This is a genomic window from Gluconacetobacter liquefaciens (genome assembly GCF_003350405.1).
GTDB classification, from domain to species: domain Bacteria; phylum Pseudomonadota; class Alphaproteobacteria; order Acetobacterales; family Acetobacteraceae; genus Gluconacetobacter; species Gluconacetobacter liquefaciens.
In genome coordinates this window covers 79,317-103,780 of record NZ_QQAW01000002.1, presented here as the reverse complement: position 1 = coordinate 103,780, position 24,464 = coordinate 79,317, and the positions used below count along the sequence as shown (strand labels likewise).

Genomic DNA, 24,464 nt, shown 5'->3' with positions numbered 1-24,464 from the left:
CTGTTACAGGCCATGCGGCGCCCGCCATTCGATCTGTGGCAACTGCTGTGCGTGCGCGCAATCGCCGAGCACGGCAGTATCCACGGCGCGGCGCGTTTTCTGAACACCCGACAATCCGCCGTCAGCCGGTCCCTGCACAACCTGGAGGAGCGGCTAAATGTCAGGCTGTTCACCCGCTCTCCGGCCGGTGCTGCACCAACTGCGTTCGGCCGGGAATTCATCCGCTGGACCCAGACGATCCTGGACAACGTGGCCGCCATAAACACTCGCGCACAGCGAACGGGCAAAGGCGAGAACGGCCAGATCTTGATCGGCATCCAGACCTGCGTCCTGCCTGGACGACTCTCGGCCTTCACGGCGGAGTTCCGCGCCACACATCCCGATATCGTCTTCCGCTATTCCGAAGGCACTGGCAAAAGACTGCTACGGCGCCTCCAGCGCGGGCAAATCGATTTCGCCGTGGTCACTCGACGCAACTTGGCGCCCGCTTTGCGCGTCACGCCTCTGTGGAGCGACCGCATCGTAGCCGCACTCCCCCCACCGGTCATCCTCTCGCATCACAACCGGAAGTGTCTTGGGCGGACCTGCGTCATGAAATATTCCTGATCGGACGCGACAACGCGGGTCAGGACTTCGAGGCACTCATCCAGCGCAAGCTCGGGGAAACCGGCACCCGCCCAAAGATCCAGCGTCATGATATCGGCAGCAACAGAATCATCGCACTCGTCCAGAACCACGAAGGCGTTGCACTGCTGCCCGCCTCGTGGCTGCCACTGATCCGCGACCAGCATGGGCATGACGTTGCGATCTCGGAAATCCGGGATGCGGGAGGTTCCTCGCACCTGGAATTCGGGATCGTCTGGCGACCCGACAATGAAAATCCGTGTTCCGGGAGCTTCGCCCGATACATCGAAACCCGCAGACCATAAAATTACTTTCCCGATGACACTCCTTTTTCTTTTCTCCGTGCCCTGGCGAACGCCTTGTCCGACATCATGAACTGCCGGAGCATGGGCGCGACCAGCCGGGCTGGATCTACCGCCCCATCGCTACCGGAAAGAAGTGCTGCATAAGCGAGCAGATCACTATGAAGATCGGCTGGTAAGGCCACAGTCATTTTCACCGGTTTCTCGTCAGGGATTTCCCTGATCTTCAGCTCTGTCATCGAGGATTTCCTCCGTTCTGATAGGATTTGAGCAACAGGTCGCGGCCGAGAATGACGGTGAAAGGCAACCCCGGCCGGTCGGTGAGAGTCGGCTGGACGTTCAGACTGCGGTCGATCAGCCGGTTGCCGACCATGGAAAACCCGTTGCTGGCCCCGCTGCGGATGGCCTGCATCAGATTGTTCTCGTTCCATGACGTGCCCGCTTCCGAACCGACGCTGAGCAGAGTCGTCACCAGGGCGGCTTTGAACAATTGCCCCCAGTGGTTGTTCACCTCGTCGGACAGCCCGGACTGGCCGATGGCATCGCCACCGGGAAGCTTCTCCAGCACCAGACTCTCGCCATCGGGGAAGATCAGCCGCGTCCAGATGATCTGGGTACGCTGCTGTCCGAAGGAAATCCCGCTGTTATAGGCCCCGAACAGGGTACTACCCTGCGGGATCAGAAGATAGCGCCCGGTCGGGCTGTCATAGACGTTCTGGGTGACATGGCCCACGATCTGGCCGGGCAGGTCGGAGCTGATTTTCGTATTCAGCGCGCCAGCGATCACCGTGCCCGCCTGGAGGACGTAGGGCGAGGCAGGCGGCGCGATGCGGTCCGGACTGGTCGTCGCGCGATCGGGCTGCCCTTCCAGAAAGGCGAGGTTTCCAGCCTGTGGTCCGGTCGTAGTGGACGCCCGCCCCTGAGAGGCAGGAGCGCCCGGTGCGGGCAGCGTCGCCTGTTTGCCGGCGCGGTCACGTTCCCCCGTCTGCACGAACAGCCGGCTGGCAACCGCCGCTTCGACCTCCTGCGCGGCACGGCGGTCCTCCCCGCCTGATGCGACTTTCCCCTGCCCCTGCGCCTTCAGAATGGTGTGTCCCAGATCGCCGGGCAGAGCAGGACCGAGCTTCGGCACACCGTTGCCGACATAATCGGACGGCAGCCCCGCCAGCCCATCAGCCGACGGGCGCACATCCGTGTCCTGGGTGGCAGCCGGTGGCGCTTTGTGGCTGCTGTTCTCCAGCGCGTAGCCAAGTGCGAGACCAATGGCGAGCATCCCTGCCCCACCGAGCGCCCAGACAACGGTGCGGTTAAGACGCACGACGCGCGGCCGTTCCGCCCGCAAGCGCAGATCGGGCAGTGGCGACACGGAGTTTCCCCCGGTGGCCGGAGCCGCTGGATTTTCGCCCATTGTGGGCGCCTGCCCGGTCATGTCCGCCTCCCGTCGGTGCGGACGATGCGCACCCGCTGCTCGCTGTGTTTATCCCCGAGCCGCAGTTCGGCGGCGGCAAATAGGCGATCCACGATCATCCAGTTCTGCCGGACCCGGTAATTGACCAGTTCCGGCCCACCATCCGCCCCCAGCACAAAAAGCGGGGGCAGTTCGCCCTGCCCGACCCCGCCCGGAAACGCGATATAGACCTTGTGGCCATCGTCAAACGCCCGCAGCGGCAGCCAGGGCGGTGTCCCGCCTTTCACCGGCTGGATGACATAGCGGAAATTCAGCGTGTCGAGATTCAACCCCGCATCCACTGGCGCTGCCTCATCGGCCGCGCTGTCCTGCCGATGCAGGGCGATCAGATCATCCTCGGGATAATCCCAGGACACGGACGCCATGTATGTGGCCGAGGTGGAGCGCAGTTCGGCGAGATAGGTCCGCCGGTCCGTATTGACGATCAGATTGGTGGTGAGATCGGGTCGGGTCGGCTTGACCAGGATATGGATGCGTTTTGTCGCCCCTGCCCCGCTTTCGGTATCACCGATGATCCAGCGCACCGTGTCACCTGCCGCCACAGGCCCCGTGCCGACCAGCTTTTCACCCTTCTGGAGCATAATGTCGGTGATCTCGCCTGGCGAGGTATAGACCTGATAGAGAGCGCCGGGGCTGTAGGGATAGACCTGCACCGCGTTGATGAACCCGGCTCGCGTCGGCTGGATGCGCGCCGCCAGATTGGCCTGCGTCACACGCGCGGTCGGGTCGGCAACTTCGGGGACCGTATGGACCGCGCGTCGTGAGGGCAGCGGCTTGAGTTGCCCCGGCAGGGGAAGTAGTCTGGGGACTTCCACCACCCGCACCGGTTTCGGTGGGTCCGGCAGGCGCGTGGCCTGAACAGCGTCATCGTAGTGGATGACAGGCAGATGGTAATGCTGCGCGCAACCGGCCAGGGGCAGGATCAGCAGCGGCAGGACACGAAGAGCACGACGGATCATTGGCCCAGCTCCTTCGACCAGTTGATGGCGGAAACGTAGATGCCGAGGGGATTTTTCCTCAGATGATCGGCGTCGCGGGGCGGGCGCAGAACAACCGACACGATGGCAGTCCAGCGTTCGGTGCCGGTAAACGCCCCGTCGCGGTAATGCCGCTCGGTCCAGGCGACGCGAAAGCTGCCGGGCGAAGCCCGGATCACCGAGGCGATGTCCACCTCGACCTGCTCATGCCCGATCCGCGAAAAGGGATCGTTCAGCCGCGCGTAATCGTTCAGGGCCTGCGCGCCTGACGTGGTGGTGAAATCATAGGCGCGGAGCCAGTTCTGCCGGACCACCACGGGGTCCGACGACAGGGCGCGCACGTCGTGGACGAACTGCGCCAGATACCAGGCGATCTGCGGATCGGCAGGCATATAGCCCGCTGTCGCGGGGGCCACGACCTGCGCCTGCCCCAGATGATCCACCTGCACCACCCACGGCGTGATGGTGCCGCGCGCGGATTGCCAGACCAGCCCTACGCCAAGGCCTGCGGACAGAAACAGGGAGCCGAACGCCATGAACCGCCAGTTACGGGCCTGGATGCGGGCAGAGCCGATCCGTTCATCCCACGCCTGCGCTGCCTTTTGATACGGTGTCACGGGTTCGGGCGTGGTCCCGTAGCGTGTGGTCGAGCGACGGAACATCGTCCTCATTCCTTTTCCGACAGATCGATGGAGGAAGATCCGCCCCCGCCATCGGCGGAGCGGATGACGTGCGCGGCCTCGGCCGCATGGGCGGCGGCATTGCGGCGCTTCATCTTCTGAGCCCAGCGGGGCGGTTCGCCGGAACCGCCACCATCTCCGCCAGACGGACCCTCACCGGTAGGGCCGCCCCCCCCCTTCTCCAGCAGGACCACCGCCACCAGAAGGTGCCGGTCCGCTATCTCCGCCTTCGTCGCCCTCTCCATCGCCCATCCCGCGTGCCGCCCAGCGGCCACCAGCGGCGTAACTTTCCTTAAGGGATGAACCGGCACGCGAGGCCGCCCCTTTGACGGCATTCGCGACATTCCCGCCGACGGCCCGGCCCATGGCGCCGATCCCGGCGGCCATGCTGCCCGCGCCGCCAGACGCGCCTGCGGCTCCGGCCGAATAGGCGGACGTGGCGGCCCCGGCGATCGCGGCCCCTCCCCGCGCGGCAGCCGCCGTGGCACCGAGGGCTGCGGCACCACCGGAAGCAACAGCCCCGACACCGACCGCAGCAGCAGCACCCATGGCACCAACCGCCATGCCGGTCCCGACAGCCGCGCCAGCCCCAAGCTGGGGCGCACCGGAGATCAGGCCATTGGCGATACTGCCGCCATAGATGGACAGACCGACGATCGCGAGCGACGCCAGCACAACCGAGACAGCCTGGCCAATGGTCGGCACATCGCTGCCATAGGACGTCGTGAACTGGGCGAACAGAACCGACGCGATGGCGGAAATGGCCGCCAGCACCATGATCTTCACACCTGACGAGACGACATTACCCAGCACCTTCTCGGCGAGGAAGGCAGTGCGGTTGAACAGGGCAAACGGGATCAGCACGAACCCTGCCAGCGTGGTCAGCTTAAATTCGATCAGAGCGACAAAGAGCTGGACGGCCAGAATGAAGAACGCCGCCAGCACGATCAGCCAGGACAGGCACAGCACGAAGATCTGGATAAAGTTCGTAAAGAAGGCGACAGGTCCGAGGAGATTGTGAACAGAGTCCAAAAGCGGCTGCGCCGCCGTAAACCCCGTGGACGCCAGACGGCCGGGCCGCAGGAAGTCTCCAAGCGCCAGACTGCCACCGCCGACCTTCAGACCGAGGGCCGCGAAACTGTCAAAGACGATCTTCGAGAGCGCATCGAAATCGTTGATGACCCAGGCGAAGAAGCCGATATAGAGGGTCTTCTTCACCAGACGCTGGATGATGTCCTCATCCGCCGCCCACGCCCAGAACAGGCCGGCAAGAGCAATGTCCAGCACCGACAGAGTGCCTGCCAGCGAGATCACATTCCCCTTCACCAGACCAAACCCGGTATCAATGGTGGTGGTGAAGGTGTTCAGAAAGGTATCGATAACGCCCACGTCGTTAGTGGCCATGACCGTCAGTTCCCGCTGCTGCCAAACATGGAAACCGAAGTCGGGCTATAGGCATCATATTGGGAAAAATGCTCGTATTGCGCCGCACTTTCCGCCTCGGTGGCCGCCTGCCGCGCCCGCTCCAGATCGGTGGCCCGGCCATTAGCGGACAGAACCGCGACCACGTCCGAAAGCTGGCGGGATTGCAGGGCGAGAAGCTGGTTTCCCGCCTGTGCGGCCTGCAAGGCCCCGGCCGAACTCTGGCTCGCCGAGACCAGTTGCGTCATGGCCGAGCTGTCGCTCGGGATATTTCCCACCACACGCGCCTGAAGTTTCAGGGCATCCTCAAACCCACCGACGGAATTCTGCCAGCGTGTCTGTGCCTGGCTGAACAGGGCACTGTCGGACATCCGCGACGAAATCGACGTATACGCCTGCTGGTATTGCTGCTCGACCGAGGTCACCGAATAAGCGATGTTCTGTGCCTGCGCGAGCAAGGCTGTCGTCTGGGAAATCGTCGATTGCAGCGTCGACAATGTCGACAGGGGCAACAGGGCGAGGTCCTTCGCCTGATTGACCAGCATCTGCGCCTGATTGGCGAGAGACGTGATCTGGTTGTCGATCTGCTGCAATTCCCGCGCCGCGATCAGCACGGTCTGGACATGCGCGGCCCCATCATAAACCGCCCATTGCGCGTGGGCGGGTTGCACCGAACTGACGCCGGCACCAACAGCCAGGGCCATGACGGATGCCAACAGCCCCATAGGACGGAAAAGTTTTGCCCGGATGCGGAAAAATTTTTCCGTCATGGCACGCCCTCCGATCGGCGATCGTCACGCAGAAGGTCGGCCGCCCACGCAACCCCGCGTGCTTCGAACCAAGCCGGGAGAAAGCCGTCTGGCCCGTGTTCCGCCAGCACACTGTCGATCAGCCGGTGATCGTCCTTGCCGGAGGCCGCGCACAGCGCCAGGGCAACAGGACCGAGCCCAAGTTCAAACAGCCGGTTGCCGCGCTGGGTCTGGCAGTAATACTCCCGCTTCGAGGCCGAGCGGGCGATGATGGCAATCTGCCGGTCGTTCAGGCCGAAGTCCCGATAAAGCGCCATGATCTGCGGCTCGATCGCCCGCTCATTGGGCAGGAAGATGCGCGTGGGGCAGCTTTCCACCACCGCCGGGGCGATCGGCGAATTGGCAATATCCGACAGGGACTGCGTGGCGAAGATGACGCTGGCGTTCTTCTTGCGCAGCGTTTTCAGCCATTCCCGGAGCTGGCCGGCAAAATCGCCGTCATCCAGCACCAGCCAACCCTCATCGATCACCAGCAGGGTCGGACGGCCATCCAGACGGCCTTCGATGCGGTGGAACAGGTAGGACAGCACGGAAGAAGCTGCGCCAGAACCGATCAGCCCCTCCGTCTCGAACACCACCACATCGGCATCTCCCAGCCGCTCGGCATCGGCATCAAGCAGGCGGCCATAAGGACCGCCGAGGCAGTATGGCGCCATTGCCTGCTTCAGGACGTTGGACTGGAGGAGCGCGACCAGACCTGAGATCGTGCGTTCATGGCTGGGCGACGATGCAAGGGAATTCAAGGCCGACCAGAGGTGAGACTTCACCTCCGGGGTGAGCGTTACGCTCTCACGGACAAAGATCTGCCCCAGCCATTCACTGGCCCATTTGCGTTCGTCGGGGTCATCAATCCACGCCAGAGGCTGGAGCGAGACACTACCACCCTGTTCTCCCGACAGATCGGCGTCTGTCAGCCCACCGCCGAGATCATGCCAGTCACCGCCCATCGCCAGCGTCGCGGCCCGCATCGAACCGCCAAAATCGAAGGCGAAAATCTGCGATCCCGCATAGCGGCGGAACTGCAACGCCATTAGCGCCAGCAGGACAGATTTGCCGGCTCCAGTCGGCCCCGCGATCAACGTGTGGCCGACATCGCCGACATGCAGGGAAAACCGGAATGGCGTGGCTCCGGCGGTCCTGCCATAGAACAGTGGCGCTGCCCTGAAATGCCCGTCCTGCTCCGGCCCGGCCCAGACGGCGGAAAGCGGGATCATGTGCGCCAGATTCAGGGTCGAGACCGGGGGCTGACGCACATTGGCGTAGACATGCCCCGGCAGAGATCCCAGCCACGCCTCCACCGCGTTCAGGCTTTCCGCCATGCAGGTGAAGTCCCGCCCCTGAATGATCTTTTCCACGAGACGGAGCTTTTCGGCCGCGATGCTAGCGCTACCATCCCAGACCGTAACGGTCGCGGTGATATAGGCCTGCCCGACATCGTCGGCACCCAGCGACTGGAGCGCCAGGTCAGCATCGACCGCCTTGTTGGCGGCGTCGTTGTCCACCAGAACAGACGCCTCGTTGGTCATCACCTCCCGGACAATGGCCGCGATGCTCTTGCGCTTTGCGAACCACTGGCGACGGATTTTCGTCAGAACCTTCGTCGCGTCCGTCTTGTCGAGCAGGATCGCACGGGTGGACCAGCGATAGGGCATCGCCAGCCGGTTCAGGTCATCCAGAATTCCAGGGAAGGTCCGCGACGGGAAGCCAGTGATCGTCAGGGTTTTCAGATACGCATCGCCGAGTTTTGGTTCCAGACCGCCCGAAAGCGGTTGATCCACCAGCAGGGCATCCAGATGCATGGGAATTTCCGGCACCCGGACACGCTGGTTCCGCGTCGAAATGGTGCTGTGCAGGTAGGTCAGAATCTCACCGTCATCGAGCCAGACGGCCTCGGGCATGAAACCATCCAGCAGGGCCAGGAGCCTGTCGCTGCGGTCCACGAACGCATGGAGCATACCGTGCGGATCGGGACCGTCCCGTTCCCTGCCTTCATAGAGAAAACGTTCGGCGCGACCTGATGATTCCGCCGGTGGCAGCCAGACCAGGGTGAGAAAATACCGGCTTTCGAAATGCGCGCCTTCATCCTCGAACTGCTCACGACGTTCCAGGTCGACCATCTGACTGGCAGCATCGGGAAAATCGCTCTCGGGATAGAGCGTGGCCGGGACGCGCTGCGCTTCCACGAACACCGCCCAGCCAGAGCCCAGACGGCGGAGCGCATTGTTCAACCGCCCCGTCACACCCACCAGTTCGGCCGGTGTGGCGCTGTCCAGATCAGGGCCACGAATTTTTGCCGTGCGCTGGAATGAACCGTCCTTGTTCAGAACAACGCCTTTTTCGACCAGCGCGGCCCAGGGGAGGAAATCAGATAGGAGCGCGGCACGATTGCGATATTCGCCAAGGGACATCATGGCCCTGCCCTCCCTATACCCGCAGCCAGGCGGGATAGCGGAGGTGCCGCCGCCCCACCTCAATGAAGAAAGGGTCGCGCTTCGCCCCCCCCCAGACCGCGAGCCCATGGCCGACGATCCAGAAGGCAGCCCCGATCAGCCACAGCCGCAGACCGAGGGCAATCGCTGCCGCCAGCGTGCCATTGGCGATGGCGACGGCACGGGGTGCCCCACCCAGCAGGATGGGATCGGTCAGCGAGCGATGCACCGGGACATGAAAGCCCGCCACCGCGTCATCGTCATATCCCGCCATCAGATCAGTGCTCCGCCCGAGAAGCTGAAGAACGAGAGGAAGAAGCTGGACGCTGCAAAAGCGATGCTGAGTCCGAAGACGATCTGGATCAGGCGACGGAACCCGCCCGATGTTTCGCCGAAGGCCAGGGTCAGGCCGGTCACGGTGATGATGATGACCGAGATGATCTTCGCCACCGGCCCCTGCACGGATTCCAGGATCTCGTTCAGGGGCGTTTCCCACGGCATGCTGGATCCTGACGCCCATGCCGATGACGCGAAAACAAGCGACAGCAGCATGGACGTTCCGAACACACGCAGATCCGGCACATGCCGGTCGGGACGTGCGACAGCGCACACCACGGCGCGCAGACGTGAAGGCGGAATCATGATGACTCTCCATTGGCAGAGCTGTATGTTTCGGGAGAAGAGAGGTTGACCGGACGGATGCGATAGGCGCCCGTCACGGGATCGAGGCCATCCACGGTGGCGAGTTCGGACAGGCGGCGTGCCGTGCCACGTCCGGACAGGACCGCGATGGCGTCGATGGTTTCGGCGATCATGGCGCGTGGCACCGTGACCACCGCCTCCTGGATCAACTGTTCCAGACGATACAGGGCCGCCAGTACCGATCCGGCGTGCAGCGTGCCAATGCCACCCGGATGGCCGGTGCCCCATGCCTTGACCAGATCGAGTGCTTCGACCCCACGCACCTCACCGATCGGAATACGGTCGGGACGCAGACGCAGGGCAGAGCGCACCAGTTCGGACAGGGTCACGACACCATCCTTTGTTCGCATTGCGATAAGATTGGATGCCGTGCATTGCAGTTCGCGCGTGTCCTCAATCAGCACGACACGGTCATCGGTTTTCGCAACCTCGGCCAGAAGGGCGTTGACCAGCGTCGTCTTGCCGGTCGATGTCCCGCCGGCGACCAGGATGTTTTTCCGCTCCGCAACAGCGCGGCGCAGAAACACCGCCTGCCCCTCCGTCATGATTCCGGCAGCGACATAGTCATCGAGGGTGAACACCGCGACCGCAGGCTTGCGGATGGCGAAGCTCGGGGCCGTCACCACAGGCGGCAATAGTCCCTCGAAGCGTTCTCCGGTCGGCAGTTCCGCCGAGACGCGCGGTGCCGCTTCATGCACCTCCGCCCCGACATGGTGGGCCACCAGACGCACGATGCGTTCGGCATCGGCGGGCGTGATGGTTTCGCCAGTGTTGGCCATGCCCTCTGACAGCCGATCGATCCACAGCCGCCCATCAGGATTGAGCATCACTTCGACGATCGCGGGATCAGCGAGATGCCGGGCAATCGCCGGTCCCATCGCCGTGCGCAGCATGGACATGCCACGCTGTCGGGCACCACTTTCAATCGATGTAACCGCCATGGGAATCCCCGTTTTTACGGATCATCCGGCCTCTCCGGACGACAACGGGGATCATTAGAGAGTGCTGTTTTCTCCCGTTTTCAACAGCATTTTCCTGCGATCGTACAGGATCGTAACGGATGCGGTTTTTACTTGCTGGCTGCGGACATCATGATTCCGATGTGGGAGTTACATCCTCCGGGATCTCCTGCCGGAAAAATGGCCCCCGACTGAGTCGTCGGCCAAGGGCAGCCACGAACGCCTCATACCGTTCCGCCCCCTGTGCCCGCGCTGCGGCTGCGGCCGGTTCCGGCAAGGGCGGGCTGACCGTCATCCAGTAGCGGATGAACAGAGCCAGCGTCTCAAGGCAGATCCCGAGATCCCGCTCCATGCGGGCAACCTGCCGGTCAAGGCGGTCCAGCCTGCGACTCATTGCCGCTTCCCGCCGCTCATCGGCATCGGGCGAGAGGAAGGATGCGATGGCGGCTTCCGCCACGAGAGACAGGGACAGATCGCGCCGCGCGGCGTGCGCGGTCAGGGCATCCAGCAGTTTCGGTTCCAGATACACCGACAGCCGCGCCTTCTTCGGGGATGTTCTCATCATGCCCTCACAACCCCAGATCGTTGCCGCGATCGAGTCCCGCCCGCCGGGCGATCCGCGTCAGGTCGGCGCGGTCCCGCGCTTCTGGATCCTGTGGCGGTTCCTCACCAAACAGGTCAGGTGCGGTGCGCGCCCTGCGCTGGCCAGCATCCGCCGAATCATGCTCGCGCGACCATTTCCGCCCCGTGCCGAGCGATTCATCGCTGTCGGCATCGTCGGGCTTGTCGGGTGCTGCCGGCGACATTTTCTCCGGCGGCGGGGTGGCAGGAAGCGCGCGGCCACTCCAGTCATCAGGCCGGACCGGCCGTGACAGTTGCGCCGGATCGGGTGGCGGCAGGATGCGCTCGACAAAGCGGCGGTCCCGGAAATACCGCGCCTTCCGCGCGCGGATCGGCGGACAGCCCGCCACCATAACAACCTCATCCCGCGCCGGAAGCTGCATGACTTCGCCCACCGTCATCAGGGGGCGCGCGCTCTCCTGGCGCGAGACCATGAGATGCCCGAGCCAGGGCGACAGCCGGTGTCCGGCATAGTTCTTCTGCGACCGTATCTCGGTAGCCACCCCCAGCCCGTCTGACACGCGCTTCGCGGTGCGTTCATCGTTCGTGGCGAAGGATACTCGGACATGGCAGTTGTCGAGAATGCTGTTGTTCTGACCGTACGCCTTGTCGATCTGGTTGAGGCTTTGGGCGATCAGGAACGCCTTAATCCCGTAGCCGGCCATGAAGGCCAGCGCGCTCTCGAAGAAGTCCAGTCGACCGAGGGCGGGAAACTCGTCGAGCATCAGCAGCAGGCGACGCCGCCCCGCGCGGCCTGACAAATCCTCTGTCAGGCGACGCCCGATCTGGTTGAGGATCAGGCGGATCAGCGGCTTGGTACGGCTGATGTCCGAGGGCGGGATAACGAAATACAGGGAGACAGGCTGTTCACCCTCCAGCAGATCACTGATCCGCCATTCGCAGCGGCTGGTCACGGTGGCCACCACCGGATCGCGATAGAGGCCGAGAAACGACATGGCGGTGGACAGCACACCCGAACGCTCGTTGTCGGACTTGTTCAGCAGTTCCCGCGCCGCCGACGCTACGACAGGGTGTGGCCCCGCTTTCCCGAGATGCGGTGTCCGCATCATGGCGGACAGGGTCGCCTCGATCGACCGCTTCGGGTCGGAGAGGAATTTCGCTACGCCGGCGAGGGTCTTATCATCCTCGGCGTAGAGCACATGCAGGATCGCGCCGACCAGCAGGGCATGGGAGGTTTTCTCCCAATGGTTGCGCCGCTCCAGCGATCCCTCGGGATCGACCAGGATGTCGGCGATGTTCTGCACGTCACGAACCTCTGACGCCCCGCGCCGAACCTCCAGCAGCGGGTTATAAGCCGAGGACGCCAGATTGGTGGGATCAAACAGCAGCACCCGCCCGAAAGTTGCGCGGAAACCTGCGGTGATCTGCCAGTTCTCGCCCTTGATGTCATGGATAATGGCCGAGCCTGGCCAGGTCAGGAGCGTGGGAATGACCATACCCACCCCCTTGCCGGTGCGTGTCGGCGCGAAGATCAGAGCATGCTCGGGGCCGTCATGCCGGAGATAGCTGCGGCGGTATTGGCCCAGCACGACGCCGTCCTCGCCCAGCAGCCCCGCCGCGCGGATTTCCGCGACCTCGGCCCAGCGGGCAGACCCATAGGTCGCGGCGCGCTTCGCCTCACGGGCGCGATGGACGGACAGCGCCACGGCGGCTGCGAAGGCCAGCACCCCACCGGAACCCGCGATCCAGGCGCCGCGCGCGAAGACCGCAGGTGCGTAGGCATCGAACTCATACCACCACCAGAAAAACAGCGGCGGAGCGTAGACCGGCCAGCGGTGCAGGACCATAAACCACGGTCGGCCGAGTTCCGGCTGGAACGCCAGTTCCCAGGCCGTCCATTGTGTCGCCGTCCACCACGACAGCACGATCATGGACAGGACCACGAGCGCCTGCCCCCACTGGATACGTGTTCCCGGCTGGTCCATCGATGCCTCCACTTGTCATGGGAGACAGCGAAGAACCGGGATTTTCCCGCGTGCAAGCATGATCCGGTACCCATCGTACCGGAGGGGGCAGGAGCGAAAAAATACTTGCGCGTTGCGGTCTGGCGTCGGCATCCTCATATCGTGCGCACGATATGCGCATAAGGAGTCGGATCATGCCCAGCCGCACCAGCCTCGGCGTTTCCTATGACCGGAGCGCGCCCCGCCGCCCGGTCAATCTGTCGCTCAACACCGATCTGCTGGCGCAGGTCCGGGAAGTGACGCCCAATCTTTCGGCGACGGTCGAGACCCTACTGGGCGACTACCTGCAATCCGCACGCCAGCAACGCGAGGACGAACAGCGCAAGCTCGACGGCGTGATCGACGCGGTGAACGATCTGCACGCGCGGCACGGCTTCCTGAGCGACGAATTCTCGACGCTCTGATCCGATGCCGCAATTCACGATCTACCGAAACCCTGGCCGGAACCGGGATATCCCGTTCGTGGTCCAGATCCAGAGCAATCGTCTGGACCGCAGCCTGGGCCGCGTCGTCATGCCGCTCGTCAAACGGTCCGGCAGCGCGCCGCCGGACCATTCACTGACGCCGCATCTCCATGTTGAGGGAGAGGAGGTCTTCGCCAACCCGTTCGACCTGGCGACTATCCCCGCCGCGCGGCTTGGAGCCGCCGTCGGCGTCCTGCCCGAACGCGATCAGGACATGATCACCAGGGCGCTGGATGAACTGGTCAGCAGAGCGTGAGGGGCGCGGAACTTCCGCTTACGCCCTTCATGGTGGACGAAACGCACTCATGCGTTCGGTCTTTAGAGCAGACATCGACGAACAAATCGCCCTGCGTGGCGCTCGACAAGTCATTATGTTCGCGCAAAACTGTGGACGGATGAAGAACGAGTAGGGCTAGCATGGGCACGGAAATCAATCTGATGGTTGGCGGGATCTCGCTGTCCTACGCCAAAAACCACATGGGCATTGATTTCGGGCATTTGTTTCAGGAAGGAGATCAAACTCAACGTAGAATTGAGGAGATAGATAACGACAACAATTCTGAGAATCCTGAAAAGGAGGAAGATCGGGAAATTTCAGGGATGGTATTCGTACGGACATTGCGTCGGATAGTTCCACGCCTAGAATTGTTGAACCATTCGTTGGATACTGCGCGAATGGAGTACGAGGCTGTTATTGCCGGTTCTGCGGTACCTCCGCGGGATAATGAGAGTTCTTTCCTAACTTTCGAAGATTTCTGCTTGCTTGCCTGTCGCTATCCGATCAGTTCAATGAGCGACGAGTATATCGAAGACGAAACACAAGATTGGGAGAGAGCTGCACAGGGTCGCTTCGCCGTATATGCTGACGATTTTTCACGACTGCCTGGCGATCAATTGGATAATCTATACTACTCAGAAGGAAGCTATTTTTCATCATATATTTGCATCTTAAGTGCCGAATCGATGCTACAAGTCTTCGCTCTTAATCCCGAGAATTTGGATATTGAAGTATCCTGGGAATTTGGCCCTCTTGTTAGTAACGGCTGGGCTAGCATTCACGATTTTCAGCCGAACGCACGACGACCCCAGAAAGTGTTGATAGCGACAGAGGGTTCATCGGATACGACAATTATCAAAAGATCGCTCACAATCTTTCATCCGGATATTGCCGATTTCTTTAATTTTGTTGATGTGAGGAACACACATCATTTTTGGAGTGTGAGTAGCCTCGTAAAATTCGCCGAAGGGCTCATGCGTATCGATATCCAAAACAAAATTCTCTTTATTTTCGACAATGACGTAGAAGGAAGGCAGGGTTTCCAACGTCTCCAATGTCTATGCCTACCAAACAACATGCGCTCGATGCGATTGCCGGATTTAGATGAATTTAGCACCTTCCCCGTCTGCGGTCCCGATGGGGAGAGTTCAGCAGACATCAATGGACGCGCCGCGGCGATCGAATGCTATCTTGACCTCAACCTTCCAAATTACGGACCTCCAAAAATTAAATGGAACAAGAGGGGAGAGAATGTCGATGGCTGGCATGGAGTTTTAGAGTTCAAAGACTCGTATTCACGTCATTTCAATAAACAGACCGATGAAGTATTCCGCGATGGAACTTACAATTCTGCAAAGCTACAGATTTTACTCGACACGCTAATCAAGGAAGCCGCGAAAATCTCTTTCCCCGTCTGATCTAATAAGATCGTGGATATTTCGGTTTGATTTGGACCGCAGGAAACATACAAATTAACCGCTCAATATGCATAAAAATGCCTCTCCCTTTTTTCATTCCCGTGCCGGGACCAGACTCTCTGCTATCGCCCTCGCTCCAGCCGTTCGATGCGGCCCTTCTAAATCCTGGAAGCGGTCATTCGTTCACGCTGCGACTGAACTTCGGCTGTCGTGCAGAGAGCGTTTTGAGGCGTTTGCTCACACGATCCTTTTCGATGCGGCGTTCACATCGAAGTCACAGCACTGCCTGAATGCCCGGCCAGATAAGTCGCACAGGCTCTGGCAGGGGGGATGGATCGGTCAGCTCCTTCTTGAAACGCCCGATACTGGCCCAGTTGCTATTTACACCGATGTGAAGACGCAATGCCGCGAGTGACTCCACGCTTGGTAATCGCGCAAAATCGCCAAATTTCAGCTTAATCTTGTCGTTGGTTTCAGCGTCGCGAATCTGCCTGAGAAGAGCCAAGGCGCGGCTTCTGCTTCGGGCAGACCTCATCGTCGCGCCGATCGCAACAGCAATGAGCCAGAACACATCAAGATAGCGATATTCGATCCGTAGATCTTTCAAGTTCGAAGCCTCTTGGTCCACAACATGCAAGAGAACACCGCCATCTCCGCCGATTCCCATTCCCCAAGCAGTGTATCCGTCGAGCGCGGGTATCAGGTCGCGGTTGTAGAATGATGGCTTGAGCAACGCTGCTCGTACATCCCAGGACCGAGCGCCACCTTTCTTCAGCGTCGCCTTGCTCTGGACGTAAACTGATTCAAATTCGCTCGACATCGCGAAGTCGTAGCCATCTAGATCGAGCTCCGGATCGGTGATCAGGAGCCGCGCGCCGTGACTCGCAGCGTAGAGCTTGAGATCCCTAGCCGCAGTCAGATGTAGGATCCGCTCGCGCTCTGTTGCGCGTGTCTTATCGGTCATGAACTTGGCGACATCGCTCGGCAATTACTGGCTCCTAGTTATCCGCCGGATCAGAGTGATGAATGACCGGTATTGAGTGAACTTGCCGATCGCTAAGTCGCGAGGGAACGGCAGAAATGTCCGAAAGCCGACCATATTTCCAGCGTCGACCTGCATTCTGGCAAATTGTTGTTGAGCTGTAAAGGAAGCGTCTCCTGGCCTTTCGTTCGAAGTATCGTATAAATCATGATATTGTCGTTTTTTTACTTTATAATAGATTGGTGAATATGAAATTTATATATCTATAAACAATCGAGTGGGAATTGTAGTTATAATTATTTCGCGGTCTTGAATGTCCGATTTTTCAAGTTTCCATCCGAAACCGGACCTTCTGCTCCCCCCTATGATCTCTGCCTGTCTGCTCAGTGATACAGAAGCAGACAGGCGGCAGTCGCCCTCATGGCAGGCACATGTGCCTGTGAGTAGCTTTCCGCATAGCGGACATGAGTATCACGACCTCGCGCGGCAGAGTTCGGTCGTAAGCCGCTCGATTGCTACGTAGCAGAAAATGATTAAAGCTGCCGTTTCAGGCGCATAGCCTGCACGAGGTTTTGCAGTTCTGCAACTGTTAGCCAAGGCCGTTTTGCGTGCACCATCCTGTGGCAGTTGGCACAAAGGAGTGCGAGATCCTCCAGCTTGGTTCTATCGCCCTCGACCATAGTATGGACCGGCCGCGTGTGATGACATTCTAAGAAGCCTTGGCCTCTGTCCCCGTAGTGTGCTGAGAAGTCGAACTCACACCCCTCACATACTAGCCTGCCGTAGCGCCTAAGCGCCCAAGCCTTCTTGCTCTCGACTAGAGCACGCGAACGCTCGCGCGTTAAATGCAGAACAGTCAAAACCCTTCCTTCAGGGGCATCCTCACCCTCGTTTAGTAGGACGTCGACCAGTTTGTCCGGTCCCTGACCCACGCTGTCTGCGATTGCGGCTCGAATTGCGTTTGCGACTGCCTTCAATTTGTCGGGATCAGCCTCATACGTCTGCCAGATCTCTTCTTCCAGCCGGTTGCCGCCCTTGAGGCCTTTGGGGCCACTTCCATCGCTACTCGGTTCAAAACGGCGGAAGTTTTGTAGTTTCATCGCTACCCCGTTCGAATTCCGGAGTGTGGCGTTTCTAGTTGTCCCTACAGCGGCATGGAACCCATTCAACAACTTACTGAGGTCCATGACAAACACAGAGCGAGGCCCTGGGAGAGACTTTCTCATAGCCACATACAACTCAAAGGCAAGGATGAGTTCGTCACGCGACCAGGGCGGGTTCCGCCCTGCCGTCGCGGCAACCGCCTCAGGAGCAGCGTCGGTGTCGATGATGGGCCGTGCAATCTCAATGAGGCGCGCAAGGGTGTCCGATGTCTGTTCAACTAGTCCTGGCAAAGAAAAATCACCAGAGCTGGCGATCGGAAGCACCAGTCCTACGCCGCCATTCCTACGCCTTCTCCGAACACCCTGACCAGTGAACGCATCTTGCATTGCACCCTTAAGAGAATCCAAGGTCATTTCGGGAACGCTGCCAGGAAAGAAAAAGATCGAGACGTCTATGTCGCCTTTGGTCCCTATATCTACGCTTGGGTGAACATGGGCTTTCTCAAAAAATGACGATTGGTTGGCAAAGCGCCCACGCGGATTGAGCTGACCGCCAAGCGCGACGTGCCTGGCATTGAAGTCGTTCGACACGGCGCGGATGAAGCTCGCCTGATCTGCGCGGCGATAGTCTGACGTCTTACCCATGTGATAGGTCTCCCTTCAAATGCACTCGACATACCGTTCTTCCTTTGGCTCGCCACTGTATTCCTCGGACTTTTCTTCCTTCGGCACAACCGAGGGGCAAGGCCTAGCCGCTCAAGGAATATGAAGCGGACAGGCGGCAGACGCCCTCGAGGCAGACATAGAAGTGGTGATGGTGGTTGCCCGAAAGCCGACATTGTTAGGCGAACGGCGATGGATCGCGCTTGGGACAGAACAGCCGCTCCCAAGCCGCCTTGCCTAGAGGCGGGGGCTGCCAAAATGCGGACGTCAGTTCATGGACTCCGGATGAGCGAATTGCTTGCATACGGAATTGCTAGTATCACAGCAAAAGGCTTTGCGTATGAGAATTGGAGCTTTGCTGTGACAGCGCCGACTGCTCTCGAACTTTATCATCGCTTTGTCGCCATCATCGATCGAGCCTGGACCGAAAAGAACATCTACGCCGTGCCCGAGGCTGCAGCCAAGGCTGGCATGGAAGGTAAGGAAAAGCCGAGGGGCATGAGCCAAAGCTGGGACTACAGCTATCGCGATCCGAATGGTTTCGAGTTGCTGGTCCACGCTCGTTGGTGGGATCAGTCCCAAGCCTTCTCGATCCGTCCAGACATGCACGTCATGACGGCTGAGTTGAAAGGCGAGACTCGTCTCATGTATCACGAACAGCGGTACGAAGAGTAAACTTGTGATGAGAGAGGCGTGGGCGCAACGTCGTATCCGGTGATTGGATATTGCTACTGTTTGTTTTGCCGTAAGCCTTTGGATGTAACACAATCGCATCTAAATTTGAGCGAAAGCGGCCCACGGGATGATTTGTTCTTTTGGCATCTCGCTTGACTGAGTTCGACAGCGAGGTCGTACTGGAGAGTCTAGGGAGAGTGGTTGGGCCGCTTACGCCTGCATATAGGACATTGGCAGATATTGCGAGTGAGCCGATTAGCTGACATCTGATGTCATAGATATGACTGAAAATTTGGCTGCACTCTATGATCTAGAACCTGAATAGATCGTGATTAGAAGATAAAGGTGTGATTATGCAGAAGTGGGGAAAACAAAAGCGAGATTATGCAAATATTTTAGCTGTGTGGCCGGTTTATGAACCGGCTTCAGGGAAGTGGTATCTGCACGAATTTTATGAAGACAATGATCTTCCAACAAAATGGCGTCCCCGACAAATTGCAGGACTTGCAGGTAATCCCCGTGCAGATGTCTATCCTACTCGTGAGGAAGCATTTTTAGCGAGAGATAATCTAAATGAGCAGTATCATCGAACTCTTGCCCTCAGAAACGTGCCAGAAGCCTAGAAACGCTCTCTCCAATGGAAGACCGAGAAAGCTCTCATCGTTAAAATGAGACTGATGAACGAAGAACAGTTGATGTTTGTAGCTGCCAAAAGCAGAAACGCGGACTTGAAAGTCGATACTGAATTTCTGTCCGCTTTCATCTCAGGCAGTGTAATCCACTTCAATCAATGCATTCCGATCCATAGCCATCAAGGTCTTCCCAGAAAAAATCGTTTTCATACTTTATACCTGATTGTCTGAGCACTATGTATTGAGCTGGGGATTTGATATAATTGGAGGTCAAAGGATGGCGAGCCTGTTTTTTTCGTATTGTCATGCAGACGAAGCATTGCGCGATCAATTGGAAAAGCATCTGGCCGTCCTGAAGCACCAAGGTATTATCAACGCTTGGCATGACCGGCGCATTGGAGCCGGACAGGAAATCGACCATCAAATCGACTGGCACATTGAAACTGACGATATCATCCTGCTTCTCGTCAGTGCAGACTTTCTAGCGTCGAACTATTGCTACAACATCGAGATGAAGCGTGCCATGCAGCGGCATGAGGCAGGCGAAGCAATCGTCATCCCCGTCATCCTTCGACCCTGCGACTGGCATGAGGCCCCGTTCGGCAAACTATTGGGCGTCCCGACCGACGGCAAACCCATAATGACGTGGCCCAACATCGATTCCGCCTTTCTCGAAGTAGCAAAGGCAGTCCGTGAAGCTACGAAGCGATTGCCACAATCTAGAGATAAGGCCGGGGTCAAATCGCCAATGCTTATGGCGACCGTATGGCCTTCAGCTCAGACGGCCGCGTCCTCGTTACCTCGATCCAGCAACCTGCGCGTGACCAAGAGATTCACGGACCAAGACAAGGACAGCTTTCTTCATGATGGCTTTGATTTTGTTGCCAAATTCTTTGAAGGCTCCTTAGAGGAACTGCAGAAGCGTAATCCCGGCATTACTGGTACTTTTCGTAGGATTGACGCGAACCAATTCACCGCAGTCGCATATCGGGATGGCAAGATTGTCTGCCAATGCAAGATTACTCTCGGTGCGTATTTGGGTAACGGCATCGCTTATTCCTGTTCCACAGAGAGCTATAACAATTCATTCAATGAAAACATGACGGTAGAAGCCGACGAACAGTCATTATATCTGAAATGTCTCGGTATGAGTTCCCGCGACCAGAATGGCAATGGCAATGGCAAACTGTCGTTCGAAGGCGGTGCTGAGAGATATTGGGCTATGTTCATCGAGCCGTTACAGCGTCCAGCAAGATATTGATCTACTTGCTGAGAACTGAGCCTCATTTCCTTCACCGGTTTCTCTAATGGCCGGTCGACTTCAGAAATCAAGCAGACACAGGCAGTAATCGCCTACATCCCGGACGTACAATCTCCCAGAGCCATGCCCCATGTCGGTCATGATAATTTCCCGAAAGGCGATACTCGCCAGCCTCCTGTCAAAAGACCGAGTTTAGGACATCCCATGACCAATCCCGTAAAATGGTGGGGGAAGATCAGTCACGGGATAGAAATGCGGAGTAGAAAAGTCAATATTATCTGTGAATTTCGACTTCAGTTACAGATATTGTTTTGAAATTATCATTTCTTATTATTATTGAAAAATTTTCTCTATGGGAATAATACAATTGTGATTTTGCTTTAATTGTGATTTTTTCTGTTTTATCTGGAAGACAGAACAGTGTATTATACCATGGACTGTAAGGTAGTTCAAAATCTATAGAAATATTTTTTCCATTCACATTCCCTCTTGTTTCTTTATTTTTATTTTCCTTGTCACCTGAGCAGATTAATCTAATCGTTAGGATGCAATCGGAAGACAGAGATGAGCCATCTAATACGAAAACCTTGCTAGTGAAAATCGAATTTCCGGTAATTTCTATTACCTCGACTTGACCTTCTGATAGCCTGTGAATAGTTTTGAAGTCGGTAATTTCCAAAGAGATATAATGCTCGTCTCTATGAAAATCTTCCTGGACTTCATTTCCTCTAAGTTTGCTTAGACCATATTCGCTGTGTTGATAAGTAAAATCCGGCTTAGTCATATATTTAATCTCTCTGTTATTTTAGAGCTATTAAAATATCATCCACGGGATTTTTTTTAAACAAAAATAAATAAAAAAACCTATATTTTTTATAGGTTTTTTTATTCTATTGCGAAACTTAATCGCCTGTCCAGTATAAAGCAACCAGATATGTTGATTATACGCTCCTCATGAGCACGGTTCTTACCGCGCACTCAATTGATATCGTAGAGTTGAGCAGCATCTTTAAGCATGCACATAGTACGTCAAAAGAATATTTTACGCAAAGGCAATGTCAGCTTCCTATTATTGCGATATCCAAGCAGAGCTTCCGTCCCCCGAAAAAACCAAATGCCTGCCCAATGGAAGAAAAATATACAAGAGACATTCTTGTCTTAAACTAGATAATAAAATAAATTACCTATTATGAGAAGAAGTATTTGTTATTTTCAATACAACCAAATAATGCGGTTATCTACCATTTGTATTTATTGTGTATATAAATTGTGTTTTATTATTAATTATTTCTACCACTAGAGCGATCATGACACAATATTCGATCAGGCAGAGATTCTATTACTGATTTCGCATCTAGTCCTGAATAATGAAGAACAAGAATTGTTTTTAGATGATCTTTGGATCTATTGTCTGATATTTCATTGCAAATCGCCCTGGCTTCAACAAATTGTCTATCATTACGTAGTTTTTCAAAAAAAGTTGACATAGCTTCTTGAGAACGCCGAGATTGTACAAAAAATAGGGCAGAGACACCGTCAATTACGATCCCACTGCTTATTTTAATTGCTGATGCGGTTAATCCACCGTCTGTATAGAGTGCTGCTCCACCAACGATGATCATGAACCCGATTGCCGCGAAAATGAGGCTAAACCAAAAACTAATTCTGGATTGACTAAGCGTCTGGGAATAGTAACCAGCTAGTTGTTGAACTTCGAACGGTGTGGGTGAAGTTCCATCAATAAGAGGGGAGCTGGTTCCTGCTTCGACTTCTCTGTTTGGCGTAGAAGAAACATTATTACTACTCTGCGTTTTTTCTTGCCGAGTCAGCATTGGAATAGCAGTAATCATAACAACCGCAGTTGCCATTAATGCGGCTACCACAGGAATTAATTCAGCAAGATTATGGGGATTGTCAACTGATCTCACACGGGAAAATGTCTCTCGTGTGAAAAAAGAGCTCAATGCAACAACACCCGCAAGAGTTCCCGCCATTGTCAGTGTAAGTGTCAGAAGTAGAAGCTTTCGTTCTCGTTCCCTCTTTTTATCTGCTTGCTTCAATCTCGCCGCTCCATCGTTGTCAGTATGATTGACTGCTCTTTAACAGGTTATCTCCTATTCATTGCCATCTTGCAAACGAGCTTTATGGATGTTGAAGCACGCTCACGAAGGCTGTAGGGAGAAAGCATACGAGGACCTTACTTGCGTTCCAGAAGCAGACTTTCCGCTCTCCCCCCTTCCCGGTCATAGACCCAAACCCCGTTTCCGCGCGAACGACCAGTCAATCCCCCCGTCGCCGCGCATGATTCCCGACACCTCCCGCCCGCGCTGTTTTTCCAGCGACGGCGACCACGGCACCAGTTCGAAGCCCTGCCCGTCGTCGATCATGGCGAACCGGCCCGACGCCAGGTTGAAACGCTGACGATAAGTGCCGGCAACGGGATCGCCCTCGTCACTCCGCCGGAAGGGGCTTCCCGACTTCCCGGCGAGGTTCCGGCCCAGCGCGTCCAATTCCCGCTGACGCAGGGTGCCGATCAGGTTCCGCACATAACGGATGCTCCCGCCGTCGCGGCTGGCCAGCCCCTGCTCCACCAGATGATCCGTGCGTTTTTCCATCGCCTCTTTGACATCGGCACCGAACCCTGTGGACGAGAGAGCAAGAGGCTCCCGCGCGATGGCCTGCCGGTCGAGCCAGGTTGAGCCCTCCGCCATCACCTGCCGCTCCAGCGTGACGTCCGAGCGCACGGCCAGCGCGACACGGTCACGTCCCTGCTTGTCGCTGAAACGCCGCAGTTCGACGATCGAACCGACCGGCCCATCGCCAGCGGCCTCGAGGTTCGGCAGGCGGACATGGTGCGTGCGTCCGTCAATCCCGTCGATCACCGCATAGGCCGTGCCACGCAGCTCATCGTCGAGACCACGATCGACCAGCCGGCCGATGACGGGATCGGTGGTATCCTCGGCGGCCATTACCCAGGAGGACGCGGCACGATCGATCTTCTGTTCCGCAAGGCCCCGGTGGATCCGTTTGATGATATCGTTGCGCTCGCTGATCTCCCGTAGGGTTGCCTCCGCACTCTCGTCCATGCGCCAGCGATCCGGCCCGACCTGATGCGCCAGCCCCATAGTCTCCAGACGGCGCAACCGGCCCAGCTTCACGGTGGCGAAGGCGTCCGGCGTTTCGCCCGGTGTGCGTTCGAGAGCGATGACGCCATCCTGCCCCGCGTCCCTCCGAAGCTGGCGGTCCAATTGAGTCCAGCGGTCGGCGTGCACCTGCCGCTCGACCGCCTGGTGGATGTCGTGATCCGTGCGTGGTCCGAGTTCCAGCGTCACCAGATCCTGTGCACGGGCGCGCATGCCCTCGCGGATGTAATCGCGTGCGATCACCAGATCGGACCCATCCTCCGCCACGCCCCGGACGATGACATGCAGATGGGGATGCGCTGTATTCCAGTGATCGACAGCAACCCAGTCGAGTTTCGTGCCGAGATCAGATTCCATCTGCCCCATCAGATCTCGCGCAAAGGCCCGCAGGTCCGACATCTCCGGCGCATCCTCCGGTGAGACGATGAAGCGGAAATGGTGGCGGTCGCCATCGCATCGTTCCGCGAAGTCCGAGGCGCGAATGTCGTCACTGTCTTTCCCAAACAGACGGGCATCGTTACCATCCCGCGTTACCCCCTCGCGACGGAGATAGCGAAGGTGCGCCGCAAGCGGTGTCGCACGAGCCGCGTGCCGCACGACACGGGCCTTGATGACGACGCCCCGTGAACGGCTGGTCAGCAGGCGATTGGCCGCATGGGCGGCGGCCCTGCCCCGCCCGAAGGTGGAGCGACGCCCGGCACTAATTTTCCCGGCGCGAGACACTCTGCCACCGGCCCGCTGCACCGACGCCAGCACCTGCGTCACGAAGGGTCGCGCCTGCCGGGCACGGGTGGGGCGAATACGCCCTGGCTGGACCCGGAATTCTTCATCTCTGTTCATGAAAAAAGCCCTGCACTGCGCGAAAGCT

Annotated in this window: 22 protein-coding genes and 2 pseudogenes; 7 read left to right on the top strand and 17 right to left on the bottom strand. The window is 58.0% G+C overall.

Annotation, left to right across the window (positions count from 1 at the left end; all coding sequences use genetic code 11):
- Nucleotides 1–12 precede the first annotated feature (12 nt).
- Nucleotides 13–929, top strand: a pseudogene (locus tag C7453_RS03760) (LysR family transcriptional regulator).
- A gap of 2 nt (nt 930–931) precedes the next feature.
- Here the strand turns inward: C7453_RS03760 and C7453_RS03755 are convergent.
- From C7453_RS03755 to C7453_RS03700, 12 genes and pseudogenes are all read right to left on the bottom strand, one after another.
- On the bottom strand, nt 932–1,165 hold the full coding sequence (locus C7453_RS03755) for a DUF2274 domain-containing protein (RefSeq protein ID WP_114726217.1): 234 nt from the start codon (nt 1,163–1,165) through the stop codon (nt 932–934).
- Nucleotides 1,162–2,355: a TrbI/VirB10 family protein gene (locus tag C7453_RS03750; RefSeq protein ID WP_371858490.1), complete on the bottom strand. Its 1,194-nt coding sequence runs from the start codon at nt 2,353–2,355 to the stop codon at nt 1,162–1,164. Before C7453_RS03750 ends, C7453_RS03755 begins: the two co-directional genes overlap by 4 nt.
- Nucleotides 2,352–3,353, bottom strand: a complete 1,002-nt coding sequence (gene trbG, locus C7453_RS03745) for a P-type conjugative transfer protein TrbG (RefSeq protein ID WP_114726216.1) — start codon at nt 3,351–3,353, stop codon at nt 2,352–2,354. Before trbG ends, C7453_RS03750 begins: the two co-directional genes overlap by 4 nt.
- Nucleotides 3,350–4,033 carry a conjugal transfer protein TrbF gene (gene trbF / locus C7453_RS03740; RefSeq protein ID WP_114726215.1) on the bottom strand — a complete coding sequence of 228 codons (684 nt, stop codon included), beginning with the start codon at nt 4,031–4,033 and terminating at the stop codon, nt 3,350–3,352. The genes trbG and trbF overlap by 4 nt, the downstream gene beginning before the upstream one ends.
- Nucleotides 4,034–4,038: 5 nt before the next feature.
- Nucleotides 4,039–5,455 (bottom strand): annotated as a pseudogene (trbL, locus tag C7453_RS03735) (P-type conjugative transfer protein TrbL).
- 5 nt (nt 5,456–5,460) lie between these two features.
- Nucleotides 5,461–6,243, bottom strand: a complete 783-nt coding sequence (gene trbJ / locus C7453_RS03730) for a P-type conjugative transfer protein TrbJ (protein WP_114726214.1) — start codon at nt 6,241–6,243, stop codon at nt 5,461–5,463.
- Entirely contained in the window at nt 6,240–8,693 is a 2,454-nt protein-coding gene (gene trbE, locus C7453_RS03725) for a conjugal transfer protein TrbE (protein WP_114726213.1), read from the bottom strand. The genes trbJ and trbE overlap by 4 nt, the downstream gene beginning before the upstream one ends.
- A gap of 13 nt (nt 8,694–8,706) precedes the next feature.
- The gene (locus tag C7453_RS03720; RefSeq protein WP_114726212.1) at nt 8,707–8,985 is read right to left on the bottom strand and encodes a VirB3 family type IV secretion system protein; all 279 of its coding nucleotides are present in this window, start codon (nt 8,983–8,985) and stop codon (nt 8,707–8,709) included.
- A complete protein-coding gene (locus C7453_RS03715; RefSeq protein WP_174787978.1) occupies nt 8,985–9,353 on the bottom strand; it encodes a TrbC/VirB2 family protein in 369 nt (122 codons plus the stop codon). Before C7453_RS03715 ends, C7453_RS03720 begins: the two co-directional genes overlap by 1 nt.
- Nucleotides 9,350–10,354 carry a P-type conjugative transfer ATPase TrbB gene (gene trbB / locus C7453_RS03710; RefSeq protein WP_114726211.1) on the bottom strand — a complete coding sequence of 335 codons (1,005 nt, stop codon included), beginning with the start codon at nt 10,352–10,354 and terminating at the stop codon, nt 9,350–9,352. Before trbB ends, C7453_RS03715 begins: the two co-directional genes overlap by 4 nt.
- A gap of 148 nt (nt 10,355–10,502) precedes the next feature.
- Nucleotides 10,503–10,934, bottom strand: coding sequence for a ribbon-helix-helix protein, CopG family (locus C7453_RS03705; RefSeq protein WP_114726641.1), 432 nt, complete (start codon nt 10,932–10,934; stop codon nt 10,503–10,505).
- A gap of 7 nt (nt 10,935–10,941) precedes the next feature.
- The gene (locus tag C7453_RS03700; RefSeq protein ID WP_114726210.1) at nt 10,942–12,939 is read right to left on the bottom strand and encodes a conjugal transfer protein TraG; all 1,998 of its coding nucleotides are present in this window, start codon (nt 12,937–12,939) and stop codon (nt 10,942–10,944) included.
- A gap of 173 nt (nt 12,940–13,112) precedes the next feature.
- Here C7453_RS03700 and C7453_RS03695 point away from each other — a divergent pair, with 173 nt between their 5' ends.
- From C7453_RS03695 to C7453_RS18645, 3 genes are all read left to right on the top strand, one after another.
- Complete coding sequence (locus C7453_RS03695; protein WP_029605669.1) at nt 13,113–13,382, top strand: type II toxin-antitoxin system CcdA family antitoxin; 270 nt, start codon at nt 13,113–13,115, stop codon at nt 13,380–13,382.
- A 4-nt stretch (nt 13,383–13,386) separates the two neighbouring features.
- The gene (locus C7453_RS03690) at nt 13,387–13,698 is read left to right on the top strand and encodes a CcdB family protein (RefSeq protein WP_114726209.1); all 312 of its coding nucleotides are present in this window, start codon (nt 13,387–13,389) and stop codon (nt 13,696–13,698) included.
- 161 nt (nt 13,699–13,859) lie between these two features.
- A complete protein-coding gene (locus C7453_RS18645) occupies nt 13,860–15,137 on the top strand; it encodes a HEPN/Toprim-associated domain-containing protein (protein ID WP_141288941.1) in 1,278 nt (425 codons plus the stop codon).
- A 274-nt stretch (nt 15,138–15,411) separates the two neighbouring features.
- Here the strand turns inward: C7453_RS18645 and C7453_RS03685 are convergent, their stop codons facing one another.
- Nucleotides 15,412–16,125, bottom strand: a complete 714-nt coding sequence (locus C7453_RS03685; RefSeq protein ID WP_114726208.1) for a hypothetical protein — start codon at nt 16,123–16,125, stop codon at nt 15,412–15,414.
- A gap of 527 nt (nt 16,126–16,652) precedes the next feature.
- Nucleotides 16,653–17,867: an HNH endonuclease gene (locus tag C7453_RS19075; RefSeq protein ID WP_211311015.1), complete on the bottom strand. Its 1,215-nt coding sequence runs from the start codon at nt 17,865–17,867 to the stop codon at nt 16,653–16,655.
- 303 nt (nt 17,868–18,170) lie between these two features.
- Here C7453_RS19075 and C7453_RS03675 point away from each other — a divergent pair, with 303 nt between their 5' ends.
- The 3 genes from C7453_RS03675 (at nt 18,171) to C7453_RS03670 (ending at nt 20,453) form a co-directional block, all read left to right on the top strand.
- The gene (locus tag C7453_RS03675; RefSeq protein WP_114726207.1) at nt 18,171–18,560 is read left to right on the top strand and encodes a hypothetical protein; all 390 of its coding nucleotides are present in this window, start codon (nt 18,171–18,173) and stop codon (nt 18,558–18,560) included.
- Nucleotides 18,561–18,907: 347 nt separating this feature from the next.
- A complete protein-coding gene (locus tag C7453_RS18640) occupies nt 18,908–19,183 on the top strand; it encodes a hypothetical protein (RefSeq protein WP_182977138.1) in 276 nt (91 codons plus the stop codon).
- 286 nt (nt 19,184–19,469) lie between these two features.
- Nucleotides 19,470–20,453: a toll/interleukin-1 receptor domain-containing protein gene (locus tag C7453_RS03670; protein ID WP_114726206.1), complete on the top strand. Its 984-nt coding sequence runs from the start codon at nt 19,470–19,472 to the stop codon at nt 20,451–20,453.
- Nucleotides 20,454–20,727: 274 nt separating this feature from the next.
- On the opposite strand, the gene C7453_RS18635 is transcribed toward C7453_RS03670, so the two are convergent.
- From C7453_RS18635 to C7453_RS03665, 3 genes are all read right to left on the bottom strand, one after another.
- A complete protein-coding gene (locus tag C7453_RS18635; RefSeq protein ID WP_141288937.1) occupies nt 20,728–21,237 on the bottom strand; it encodes a hypothetical protein in 510 nt (169 codons plus the stop codon).
- A 496-nt stretch (nt 21,238–21,733) separates the two neighbouring features.
- A complete protein-coding gene (locus tag C7453_RS18630; protein WP_141288935.1) occupies nt 21,734–22,513 on the bottom strand; it encodes a TRADD-N-associated membrane domain-containing protein in 780 nt (259 codons plus the stop codon).
- 183 nt (nt 22,514–22,696) lie between these two features.
- Nucleotides 22,697–24,436, bottom strand: coding sequence for a relaxase/mobilization nuclease domain-containing protein (locus tag C7453_RS03665; protein WP_114726205.1), 1,740 nt, complete (start codon nt 24,434–24,436; stop codon nt 22,697–22,699).
- Between the last annotated feature and the right edge of the window lie 28 nt (nt 24,437–24,464).

Coding starts and splice junctions, on each gene's coding strand:
- C7453_RS03755 (WP_114726217.1), bottom strand. CDS start 1,165: ATGACAGAGCTGAAGATCAGGGAAATCCCTGACGAGAAACCGGTGAAA.
- C7453_RS03750 (WP_371858490.1), bottom strand. CDS start 2,355: ATGACCGGGCAGGCGCCCACAATGGGCGAAAATCCAGCGGCTCCGGCC.
- trbG (WP_114726216.1), bottom strand. CDS start 3,353: ATGATCCGTCGTGCTCTTCGTGTCCTGCCGCTGCTGATCCTGCCCCTG.
- trbF (WP_114726215.1), bottom strand. CDS start 4,033: ATGTTCCGTCGCTCGACCACACGCTACGGGACCACGCCCGAACCCGTG.
- trbJ (WP_114726214.1), bottom strand. CDS start 6,243: ATGACGGAAAAATTTTTCCGCATCCGGGCAAAACTTTTCCGTCCTATG.
- trbE (WP_114726213.1), bottom strand. CDS start 8,693: ATGATGTCCCTTGGCGAATATCGCAATCGTGCCGCGCTCCTATCTGAT.
- C7453_RS03720 (WP_114726212.1), bottom strand. CDS start 8,985: ATGGCGGGATATGACGATGACGCGGTGGCGGGCTTTCATGTCCCGGTG.
- C7453_RS03715 (WP_174787978.1), bottom strand. CDS start 9,353: ATGATTCCGCCTTCACGTCTGCGCGCCGTGGTGTGCGCTGTCGCACGT.
- trbB (WP_114726211.1), bottom strand. CDS start 10,354: ATGGCGGTTACATCGATTGAAAGTGGTGCCCGACAGCGTGGCATGTCC.
- C7453_RS03705 (WP_114726641.1), bottom strand. CDS start 10,934: ATGAGAACATCCCCGAAGAAGGCGCGGCTGTCGGTGTATCTGGAACCG.
- C7453_RS03700 (WP_114726210.1), bottom strand. CDS start 12,939: ATGGACCAGCCGGGAACACGTATCCAGTGGGGGCAGGCGCTCGTGGTC.
- C7453_RS03695 (WP_029605669.1), top strand. CDS start 13,113: ATGCCCAGCCGCACCAGCCTCGGCGTTTCCTATGACCGGAGCGCGCCC.
- C7453_RS03690 (WP_114726209.1), top strand. CDS start 13,387: ATGCCGCAATTCACGATCTACCGAAACCCTGGCCGGAACCGGGATATC.
- C7453_RS18645 (WP_141288941.1), top strand. CDS start 13,860: ATGGGCACGGAAATCAATCTGATGGTTGGCGGGATCTCGCTGTCCTAC.
- C7453_RS19075 (WP_211311015.1), bottom strand. CDS start 17,867: ATGGGTAAGACGTCAGACTATCGCCGCGCAGATCAGGCGAGCTTCATC.
- C7453_RS03675 (WP_114726207.1), top strand. CDS start 18,171: ATGAGCGAATTGCTTGCATACGGAATTGCTAGTATCACAGCAAAAGGC.
- C7453_RS03670 (WP_114726206.1), top strand. CDS start 19,470: ATGGCGAGCCTGTTTTTTTCGTATTGTCATGCAGACGAAGCATTGCGC.
- C7453_RS18635 (WP_141288937.1), bottom strand. CDS start 21,237: ATGACTAAGCCGGATTTTACTTATCAACACAGCGAATATGGTCTAAGC.
- C7453_RS03665 (WP_114726205.1), bottom strand. CDS start 24,436: ATGAACAGAGATGAAGAATTCCGGGTCCAGCCAGGGCGTATTCGCCCC.